Origin of the sequence: Devosia sp., assembly GCF_017307565.1 — a bacterium.
In the GTDB taxonomy this organism is placed as follows: domain Bacteria; phylum Pseudomonadota; class Alphaproteobacteria; order Rhizobiales; family Devosiaceae; genus Devosia.
In genome coordinates this window covers 1-9,392 of the sequence record NZ_JAFKHD010000199.1, presented here as the reverse complement: position 1 = coordinate 9,392, position 9,392 = coordinate 1, and the positions used below count along the sequence as shown (strand labels likewise).

The 9,392-nt window shown below is 59.8% G+C and carries 14 protein-coding genes; all 14 read right to left on the bottom strand.

Going from position 1 to position 9,392, the window contains the following annotated elements; genetic code table 11:
• Positions 1-58: 58 nt before the first annotated feature.
• The 14 genes from rpmC to rpsL all read right to left on the bottom strand — a co-directional run bounded on the left by rpmC (position 59) and on the right by rpsL (position 9,243).
• Positions 59-253: a 50S ribosomal protein L29 gene (rpmC, locus tag J0I64_RS06215; protein WP_046141103.1), complete on the bottom strand. Its 195-nt coding sequence runs from the start codon at positions 251-253 to the stop codon at positions 59-61.
• A 10-nt stretch (positions 254-263) separates the two neighbouring features.
• A complete protein-coding gene (gene rplP / locus J0I64_RS06210; RefSeq protein ID WP_291406735.1) occupies positions 264-677 on the bottom strand; it encodes a 50S ribosomal protein L16 in 414 nt (137 codons plus the stop codon).
• A gap of 15 nt (positions 678-692) precedes the next feature.
• The gene (rpsC, locus tag J0I64_RS06205; RefSeq protein WP_291406734.1) at positions 693-1,433 is read right to left on the bottom strand and encodes a 30S ribosomal protein S3; all 741 of its coding nucleotides are present in this window, start codon (positions 1,431-1,433) and stop codon (positions 693-695) included.
• Positions 1,433-1,813 (bottom strand): 50S ribosomal protein L22, encoded by a 381-nt coding sequence (rplV, locus tag J0I64_RS06200; RefSeq protein WP_291406733.1) that lies wholly within the window; start codon positions 1,811-1,813, stop codon positions 1,433-1,435. Before rplV ends, rpsC begins: the two co-directional genes overlap by 1 nt.
• 1 nt (position 1,814) lies before the next feature.
• Complete coding sequence (rpsS, locus tag J0I64_RS06195; protein ID WP_046141107.1) at positions 1,815-2,093, bottom strand: 30S ribosomal protein S19; 279 nt, start codon at positions 2,091-2,093, stop codon at positions 1,815-1,817.
• Positions 2,094-2,096: 3 nt separating this feature from the next.
• Positions 2,097-2,936: a 50S ribosomal protein L2 gene (rplB, locus tag J0I64_RS06190; protein WP_291406732.1), complete on the bottom strand. Its 840-nt coding sequence runs from the start codon at positions 2,934-2,936 to the stop codon at positions 2,097-2,099.
• Between the two features lie 18 nt (positions 2,937-2,954).
• Complete coding sequence (locus J0I64_RS06185) at positions 2,955-3,248, bottom strand: 50S ribosomal protein L23 (RefSeq protein ID WP_046141109.1); 294 nt, start codon at positions 3,246-3,248, stop codon at positions 2,955-2,957.
• On the bottom strand, positions 3,245-3,865 hold the full coding sequence (rplD, locus tag J0I64_RS06180; RefSeq protein ID WP_291406731.1) for a 50S ribosomal protein L4: 621 nt from the start codon (positions 3,863-3,865) through the stop codon (positions 3,245-3,247). Before rplD ends, J0I64_RS06185 begins: the two co-directional genes overlap by 4 nt.
• On the bottom strand, positions 3,866-4,561 hold the full coding sequence (gene rplC / locus J0I64_RS06175; RefSeq protein ID WP_291406730.1) for a 50S ribosomal protein L3: 696 nt from the start codon (positions 4,559-4,561) through the stop codon (positions 3,866-3,868). It abuts the gene before it with no gap.
• Positions 4,562-4,648: 87 nt separating this feature from the next.
• Complete coding sequence (gene rpsJ / locus J0I64_RS06170; protein ID WP_035080820.1) at positions 4,649-4,957, bottom strand: 30S ribosomal protein S10; 309 nt, start codon at positions 4,955-4,957, stop codon at positions 4,649-4,651.
• Between the two features lie 68 nt (positions 4,958-5,025).
• On the bottom strand, positions 5,026-6,216 hold the full coding sequence (gene tuf, locus J0I64_RS06165; protein WP_291406729.1) for an elongation factor Tu: 1,191 nt from the start codon (positions 6,214-6,216) through the stop codon (positions 5,026-5,028).
• A 69-nt stretch (positions 6,217-6,285) separates the two neighbouring features.
• Positions 6,286-8,376 (bottom strand): elongation factor G, encoded by a 2,091-nt coding sequence (gene fusA / locus J0I64_RS06160; RefSeq protein ID WP_291406728.1) that lies wholly within the window; start codon positions 8,374-8,376, stop codon positions 6,286-6,288.
• Positions 8,377-8,388: 12 nt separating this feature from the next.
• A complete protein-coding gene (gene rpsG, locus J0I64_RS06155; RefSeq protein ID WP_291406727.1) occupies positions 8,389-8,859 on the bottom strand; it encodes a 30S ribosomal protein S7 in 471 nt (156 codons plus the stop codon).
• A 12-nt stretch (positions 8,860-8,871) separates the two neighbouring features.
• Positions 8,872-9,243, bottom strand: coding sequence for a 30S ribosomal protein S12 (gene rpsL, locus J0I64_RS06150; protein WP_035080811.1), 372 nt, complete (start codon positions 9,241-9,243; stop codon positions 8,872-8,874).
• Between the last annotated feature and the right edge of the window lie 149 nt (positions 9,244-9,392).

The window sequence follows — 9,392 nt, the reverse complement described above, 5'->3', positions numbered from 1 at the left end:
CGTTAGCGTCGGAGACAACAGTCCCCTGCAAAACGCGCTTTGGCATGGGTTTTATTCCTTACTTAGCTGCGTTCTTTTCGCCGAGGATCGTCTTGATCCGCGCGATATCGCGGCGGACCTGCTTGACCTGGGCGGGCTTTTCCAGCTGCTGAGTAGCGCGCTGGAAACGCAGGTTGAACTGTTCTTTCTTAAGGTCGACGAGCTGATCTTTCAGTTCGTCTGCGGTTTTGCTCCGCACATCACTGGCTTTCATGCTCGTGTCCTTAGTCGACAATGCGCGTAACGATGCGCGTGGTAATCGGCAACTTCATTGCTCCGAGGCGAAGCGCCTCCTTTGCAACGTCTTCGGGTACGCCGTCAATCTCAAAAACGATGCGACCCGGCTTTACGCGTGCTGCCCAGAATTCCACGGAGCCCTTACCCTTACCCATACGGACTTCGGTCGGCTTCTTGGAGACGGGGAGATCCGGGAAAATCCGGATCCACACGCGGCCCTGACGCTTCATCTCGCGAGTGATCGCGCGACGGGCGGCTTCGATCTGACGGGCCGTAACGCGTTCCGGCTCAGTGGCCTTGAGTGCGTAAGAGCCGAATGCCAGATCAGTACCACCCTTGGCCAGGCCATGGATGCGGCCCTTGTGGGCCTTACGGAACTTAGTACGCTTCGGTTGCAGCATATTCGTTCAACCTTCTTATGCGCGTTCGCGATCGCGGTCGCCGCGTTCACGACGCGGTTCGCGCTCGGAACGCTGGCCACCTTCACCACCACCTTCGGTGGCGCGACGCTCATGGGCGGAGGGATCGTGCTCAAGGACTTCGCCCTTGAAGACCCAAACCTTGATGCCGATGATGCCGTACGTGGTTTCGGCTTCAGCCGTACCGTAGTCGATATCAGCACGCAGGGTGTGCAGCGGCACGCGGCCTTCGCGGTACCATTCGGTACGAGCGATATCGGCACCACCAAGACGGCCACCAACGTTGACGCGGATACCACCGGCGCCCATGCGGATTGCAGTCTGCACTGCACGCTTCATGGCGCGACGGAATGCAACGCGGCGTTCCAGCTGCTGGGCAATGCCCTGGGCAACGAGGGTCGCGTCGGTTTCCGGCTTGCGCACTTCAACGATGTTGATGTGCACTTCGCTGTCGGTGAACTTCTTCACCTTGGCGCGGATCTTGTCGATGTCAGCGCCCTTCTTGCCGATCACAATGCCCGGACGAGCAGTGTGGATCGACACGCGGCACTTGCGGTGCGGACGCTCGATGACGATCTTCGAAACGGCAGCAGCCTTAAGATCCTTCATCAGCGTGGTGCGGATCTTCAGGTCTTCCTGGAGCAGCGTGCCGTATTCGCCCTTGTTGGCGAACCAGCGGCTGTCCCAGGTGCGGTTGATGCCCAGGCGGAAGCCAATGGGATTGATCTTCTGGCCCATTATGCGGCCTCCTCAACTTGCCGGACGACGATCGTCAGATGCGAGAACGGCTTCTCGATGCGCGACGATTTGCCGCGGCCACGAGCAGTGAAGCGCTTCATAACGAGCGAGTTGCCCACATAGGCTTCGGCAACGACGAGGGCGTCGGTGTCCAGGCCATGGTTGTTTTCGGCATTGGCGATGGCGCTCTCGAGCACCTTCTTCACCTGGCCGGAGATGCGCTTATGGCTGAACTCGAGATCGGCCAGGGCCCTCTCAACCTTCTTGCCACGGATCAACTGCGCGACGAGGTTCAGCTTCTGAGGGCTGATGCGCAGCATGCGCAGGACAGCCTTGGCCTCGTTATCCTTGAGAGCGCGCTCAGTCTTTGGCTTGCTCATCTTACTTCCTCTTGGCCTTCTTGTCGGCCGCGTGACCGTAGTAGGTACGGGTCGGGGCGAACTCGCCAAACTTGTGACCGATCATGTCTTCGGTGACGTTCACCGGAACATGCTTCTGGCCGTTGTGCACGCCGAACGTGATGCCGACGAACTGCGGCAGGATGGTCGAACGGCGCGACCAGATCTTGACCACATCGTTGCGGCCAGAGGTCTGGGCCTTCTCGGCCTTCTTGAGCAGATAGCCGTCGACGAACGGCCCCTTCCAAACTGAACGGGTCATGACTTACCTGCCCTTCTTCACGTGACGGCTACGAACGATGAACTGGTCCGTTGCCTTGTTAGAACGCGTACGCTTGCCCTTGGTCGGCTTGCCCCACGGGGTAACCGGGTGACGGCCACCAGAGGTACGGCCTTCACCACCACCATGCGGGTGGTCGACCGGGTTCATGGTCACGCCGCGGTTGACCGGCTTCTTGCCGAGCCAGCGGTTGCGACCGGCCTTGCCGAGCGAAGTGTTGGCGTGGTCCTGGTTGGACACGGCACCAACGGTGGCGAGGCACGAACCATGGACGCGGCGCTGTTCACCCGAGTTCAGGCGAAGGATCGCCCAACCGGAGTCACGACCAACGTACTGGGCATAGGCACCGGCAGAACGGGCGACCTGGCCACCCTTGCGGGGCTTCAGTTCGACGTTGTGCACGATGGTGCCGACCGGCATACGCTCGAGCGGCATGGCATTGCCCGGCTTCACGTCGACGGTGTTCAGCGACGAGATAACCTTGTCGCCGGCAGCCAGACGCTGCGGAGCAACGATGTAGGCCAGTTCGCCGTCTTCGTACTTGACGAGAGCGATCCAGGCGGTGCGGTTCGGATCGTATTCGAGACGTTCAATCGTCCCGACCGAGTCAAACTTCACGCGCTTGAAGTCGATCAAGCGGTAAGAGCGCTTGTGACCACCACCACGGTGGTAGGCAGTGATGCGGCCGGTGTTGTTACGGCCGCCGCTCTTGCTCAGGCCTTCGGTCAGCGACTTGACCGGAGAGCCCTTCCAGAGTTCCGAACGATCGGTCGTGATGAGGGTACGACGGCCTTCGGAGGTGGGATTATAAGTCTTTAGAGCCATTTTGCTGTCTCTTGTCCCTTAGAGGCCGGTCGAAATATCGATCGACTGGCCGTCGACGAGGGTCACGATGGCCTTCTTAACGTCGTTGCGGACGCCAATCTTGCCGCGGAAGCGCTTCACCTTGCCCTTGCGGACCAGGGTGTTCACTGCCTTGACCTTGACCGAGAAGAGCTGCTCGACGGCGGCCTTGATCTCGGTCTTGCTGGCATCAATCGCCACGTCGAAGACGACCTGGTTGTATTCCGACGCCATCGTCGACTTTTCCGTCACGACGGGGTTACGGACGATATCGTAAGCGGCAAGCTTGTTCATGCGAACCTCGCTTCGAGCGCTTCCAGCGCTGCCTTGGTCAGGACGAGCTTGTCGCGCTTCAGGATCGAAACAACGTTGATCCCCTGGATCGGCAGCACGTCGATATTCGGGATGTTGCGAGCGGCCAGAGCGAAGTTCTGGTCGACATTGGCGCCGTCGATGATCAGTGCGCTAGCCCATTCGAGCTTGCCGAACGTCGTACGGAGAGCCGCAGTCTTGGCCTCCTTCTGAGCAACGGTGTCCACGACAACCAGCGAACCGGTCTTGGCCTTGGACGAGAGAGCGTGCTTCAGAGCAAGGACGCGGACCTTCTTGGGAAGATCGATCGCGTGGCTGCGCGGGGTCGGACCGAATGCACGGCCACCACCACGGAACTGCGGAGCCTTGCGGTCGCCGTGACGAGCGCCGCCCGAACCCTTCTGCTTCACGAACTTCTTGCCCGTGCGCACGCCTTCCGACCGGTTCTTCACGTCATGCGTGCCGGCCATGGCCTTGAGCTGCTGGTAGCGAACCATGCGGTGCAGGATGTCAGGGCGAACTTCGAGACCGAAGACTTCGTCCTTGAGATCGACCGTACCGGCGGCCTTACCGTCGAGAGTGGTTACCTTGAGTTCCATTTACTTCGCTTCTCCCGCAGCAGCGGCCTCGAACGAGCCCGGCAGGACAACGTTCGCGGGAGCCGGCTTCTTGACGGCGTCCTTGACCATGATCCAGGCGCCCTTGGCACCCGGGACCGAGCCCTGGATGAGGATCAGACCGCGCTCGACGTCGGTCTTGACGACCTTGACGTTCTGCGTGGTGATGCGACGGTCACCCATGTGGCCCGGCATCTTCTTGTTCTTGAAGGTACGGCCCGGGTCCTGGCGCTGACCGGTCGAACCGATCGAACGGTGGGAAACAGACACACCGTGCGAGGCGCGCAGACCACCAAAGTTCCAGCGCTTCATACCGCCGGCAAAACCCTTACCGATCGACGTACCAGTGACGTCGACAAGCTGGCCCTCGGCGAAGTGATCCGCCTTGAGGGTGGCGCCAACCTCGATGAGGTTTTCAGCGTCGACGCGGAATTCCGCGACGTGACGCTTCGGCTCGACCTTAGCAACGGCATACTGGCCGCGCTCAGCCTTCGAGACATTCTTGGCCTTGGCCTGGCCTGCGCCGAGCTGCAGAGCCACGTAGCCGTCACGCTCGACGGTACGCTGCCCAACCACCTGGCAGTTCTGCAGGGCCAGCACCGTGACCGGAACGTGCGAGCCGTCCTCGGCGAAGATGCGGGTCATCCCCAGCTTCTGTGCGATCAATCCAGAACGCATCGGTTATACCTTCTTGTTGGCGCTCTGCCGGGTCATGGTTTCAGAGGACCCTTTTGGCGGCAGGCGCGGAAACTTATTGTTGTATTCTTAGAGCTTGATTTCGACGTCGACGCCGGCGGCGAGATCGAGCTTCATCAGTGCATCGACCGTCTGAGGGGTCGGGTCCACAATGTCAAGCAGACGCTTGTGGGTCCGGATCTCAAACTGCTCACGCGCCTTCTTGTCGATGTGCGGCGAGCGGTTGACGGTGAACTTGTCGATGCGGGTCGGCAGCGGAATCGGACCGCGAACCTGGGCACCCGTGCGCTTTGCGGTGTTGACGATCTCGCGGGTCGACGTATCGAGCACGCGATGGTCAAACGCCTTGAGGCGGATGCGGATATTCTGACCGTTCATCTTCTCAAATCCTGACGGAAAAAGATCGCGGCGCGCTTAATCGCGCGCCGCGAATGTCTCAAACAGACTTACTTCAGGATCGTGGCGACGACGCCCGAACCAACAGTACGACCACCTTCGCGGATAGCGAAGCGGAGCTTTTCTTCCATAGCGATCGGCACGATCAACTGAACGTTGATGTTCAGGTTGTCGCCCGGCATCACCATTTCCGTGCCTTCGGGAAGGGTCACGATACCGGTCACGTCCGTGGTACGGAAGTAGAACTGGGGACGGTAGTTGCCGAAGAACGGAGTGTGACGGCCGCCTTCTTCCTTGGTGAGGATGTAAACCTCAGCCGTGAAGTCGGTGTGCGGGGTCACGGAACCGGGCTTGCAGAGAACCTGGCCGCGCTCAACCTGAGTACGGTCGATACCGCGGATCAGAGCGCCGATGTTGTCGCCAGCTTCACCCGAATCGAGCAGCTTGCGGAACATTTCAACGCCGGTGACGGTGGTCTTCTGGGTTGCCTTGATGCCGACGATTTCGACTTCTTCGCCAACCTTGACGATACCGCGTTCGACACGGCCGGTGACCACGGTGCCGCGACCCGAGATCGAGAACACGTCTTCGATCGGCATCAGGAACGGCTGGTCAACCGGACGTTCCGGCTGCGGGATGTAGGCGTCAACAGCGGCCATCAGCTCGAGAACGGCGTCGTGGCCGAGCTTCTTGTCCGAATCTTCGAGAGCGGCCAGAGCCGAACCCTTGACGATCGGGATATCGTCGCCCGGGAATTCGTACGAGGACAGCAGTTCGCGGACTTCGAGTTCGACGAGCTCGAGCAGTTCCGGATCGTCGACCATGTCGCACTTGTTCAGGAACACGACGAGAGCCGGCACACCGACCTGACGAGCGAGCAGGATGTGCTCACGGGTCTGCGGCATCGGGCCGTCAGCAGCGGACACGACCAGGATCGCGCCGTCCATCTGGGCAGCACCGGTGATCATGTTCTTGACGTAGTCAGCGTGGCCCGGGCAGTCGACGTGGGCGTAGTGACGGTTGGCGGTCTCGTACTCGACGTGCGAGGTGTTGATGGTGATGCCGCGTGCCTTTTCTTCAGGCGCGCTGTCGATCGACGCATAGTCCTTGAACTGCGCGCCACCGGCTTCAGCCAGCACCTTGGTGATCGCTGCGGTCAGCGAGGTCTTACCGTGGTCAACGTGACCGATGGTGCCGATGTTGCAGTGCGGCTTGGAACGGGAAAACTTTTCCTTACCCATCGCTTTTCTCCAAATTCGTCAGCGCAATGGCCGACATTCAGTTGAGTTTCTTGACTAGCTTGCGCTGGTTTAGGCGTACTTGGCCTGGACTTCGTCAGCGACAGCCTGCGGAACCTGTTCGTAGTGATCGAACACCATGGAATACTGTGCACGACCCTGGCTCATGGAGCGCAGCGAGTTCACGTACCCGAACATGTTTGCAAGCGGCACGAACGCATTCACGACCTGGACAACACCACGGCCTTCAGTGCCCTGGATCTGCCCACGACGAGAGTTGAGATCGCCGATGACGTCGCCCATGTAATCTTCCGGCGTGACAACTTCAACCTTCATGATCGGTTCGAGAATTTTCGGACCGGCTTCACGAAGAGCCTCACGGAAGCCTGCACGGCCAGCGATTTCGAACGCGAGCACCGAGGAGTCGACGTCGTGGTAAGCGCCGTCGGTCAGGGTGACCTTAACGTCAACAACGGGGAAGCCGATCAGCGGGCCTGCGCCCATGACCGATTCGATACCCTTCGACACGCCCGGGACGTATTCCTTCGGAACAGCGCCGCCGACGATGGCGTTGACAAACTCGAGGCCCTTGCCGACTTCACCCGGCTCAACAGTGATCTTGATACGAGCGAACTGGCCCGAACCACCCGACTGCTTCTTGTGGGTGTAGTCTTTTTCGGTCTTACGCGTGATCGTCTCACGGTAAGCAACCTGCGGCTGGCCGATGTTCGCTTCAACCTTGAACTCGCGACGCATACGGTCGACGAGAATGTCGAGGTGAAGTTCGCCCATGCCCGAGATGATGGTCTGGCCGGATTCTTCGTCGGTCTTGACGCGGAACGACGGATCTTCGGCAGCCAGGCGGTTCAGGGCGAGGCCCATCTTTTCCTGGTCGGCCTTGGACTTCGGCTCGACGGAGATGTCGATAACCGGATCCGGGAAGATCATGCGCTCGAGGATAACCTGCGAGTTGCTCGGAGCCAGCGTGTCACCGGTCGTGGTGTCCTTGAGGCCAACGATGGCGACGATGTCACCAGCAAAGGCTTCAGTGATCTGCTCGCGGCTGTTGGCGTGCATCTGGAACATGCGGCCAACGCGTTCGCGCTTGCCCTTCACGGTGTTTTCCAGGCTGATGCCAGCTTCGAGGTGACCCGAGTAGATGCGGCAGAACGTCAGCGAACCCATGTGGGGGTCGTTGGCGATCTTGAAGGCCAGCATCGAAAGCGGTTCGCTATCGTCGGCGTGACGTTCGATCGGCTCTTCGGTCTTGGCGTCGATGCCCTTGATGGCCGGAATGTCGGTCGGCGAGGGCAGGAAGTCGATAACACCGTCGAGCAGAGGCTGAACGCCCTTGTTCTTGAAGGCCGAGCCTGCATAGACGAGGAAGAACTTGGTATCGACAACGCCCTTGCGGAGCAGACGACGAATGGTGTCGTTCTTCGGCAGCTCGCCGTTGAGGTAAGCTTCCATGGCTGCATCGTCCATCTCGACGGCAGCTTCGATCATGGCTTCGCGATACTTCTCGGCCTTGTCCTTGAGGTCAGCCGGAATCTCGACGACGTCCCAGGCAGCGCCCAGTTCTTCGTTGTGCCAGATGAGAGCATTCATCTCGATCAGGTCGACGACGCCCTTGAACTCGGTCTCAGCGCCAATCGGGATCTGAACCGGGATGCCCTTTGCACCGAGACGGGTACCGATCATTTCTACGCAGCGGTAGAAGTCGGCGCCGATCTTGTCCATCTTGTTGACAAAGATGAGACGCGGAACATTGTACTTGTCGGCCTGACGCCACACGGTTTCGGTCTGCGGTTCAACGCCAGCGTTGGCGTCGAGCAGAGCAACCGCACCGTCGAGCACGCGAAGCGAGCGTTCGACTTCAATCGTGAAGTCCACGTGGCCGGGCGTATCGATGATGTTGAAGCGGTGCTGCACGCCATCACGCGACTTCCACGAGGTCGTGGTCGCTGCGGAAGTGATGGTGATGCCGCGTTCCTGCTCCTGCTCCATCCAGTCCATGGTCGAAGCACCATCATGGGTCTCGCCCATCTTATGGTTCTTGCCGGTGTAGTACAGGATGCGCTCGGTCGTGGTCGTCTTGCCAGCATCGATGTGAGCCATGATGCCGAAGTTACGATAAAGATTAATGGCGGTTTCGCGTGCCATGAATAGCTCCTACTACCAACGGTAGTGCGAGAAGGCACGGTTGGCATCAGCCATACGGTGCGTATCTTCGCGCTTCTTGACGGCCTGACCGCGGCCATTCATGGCATCCATGAGTTCGCCCGAAAGGCGCTCACGCATGGTGTTCTCACCGCGCTTGCGGGCGGATTCGATCAGCCAACGGATGGCCAGAGCCTGCTGACGGTCAGTACGGACCTCAACCGGAACCTGGTACGTTGCACCACCAACGCGGCGCGAACGCACTTCGACGGCCGGACGGATATTGTCCAGGGCGCCATGGAACACCGTGATCGGGTCCTGCTTAGTCTTGGCTTCGACGATTTCGAAAGCGCCATAGACGATGGATTCGGCAGCAGACTTCTTGCCGTCCTTCATCAGGGAATTCATGAACTTGGTCAGAACGAGATCGCCGAACTTTGCGTCCGGGATAACGTCGCGCTTTTCTGCACGGTGACGACGGGACATATCTCGATCTCCTTACTTCGGACGCTTCGCGCCGTACTTCGAACGGCGTTGCTTGCGGTCCTTCACGCTCTGTGTATCGAGAACACCGCGCAGCACGTGGTAGCGAACGCCCGGCAAGTCGCGAACACGACCGCCGCGGATGAGCACAACGGAGTGCTCCTGCAGATTGTGACCTTCGCCCGGAATGTACGAAATCACTTCGCGCTGGTTGGTCAGGCGAACCTTGGCCACCTTACGCAGAGCCGAGTTCGGCTTCTTCGGGGTCGTGGTGTACACACGGGAGCAAACACCGCGCTTCTGCGGATTGGCTTCCATGGCGGGAACTTTGTTCCGCTTTGGCTTGCTGGCGCGTGGCTTGCGGATCAGCTGATTAATGGTGGGCATTGCGCTCTTTCCATCGTCCAAAAATTTTAGTTCGGTCTACACATCGCAAACCAAAGTGGCGCTCATCCGAACCCTTCCGGGAATCGGCGGCGCCCCCATTTGCAGCGGACTACCCCTGCAAACAGGGCCAGTCATGCGCACAAGGATTT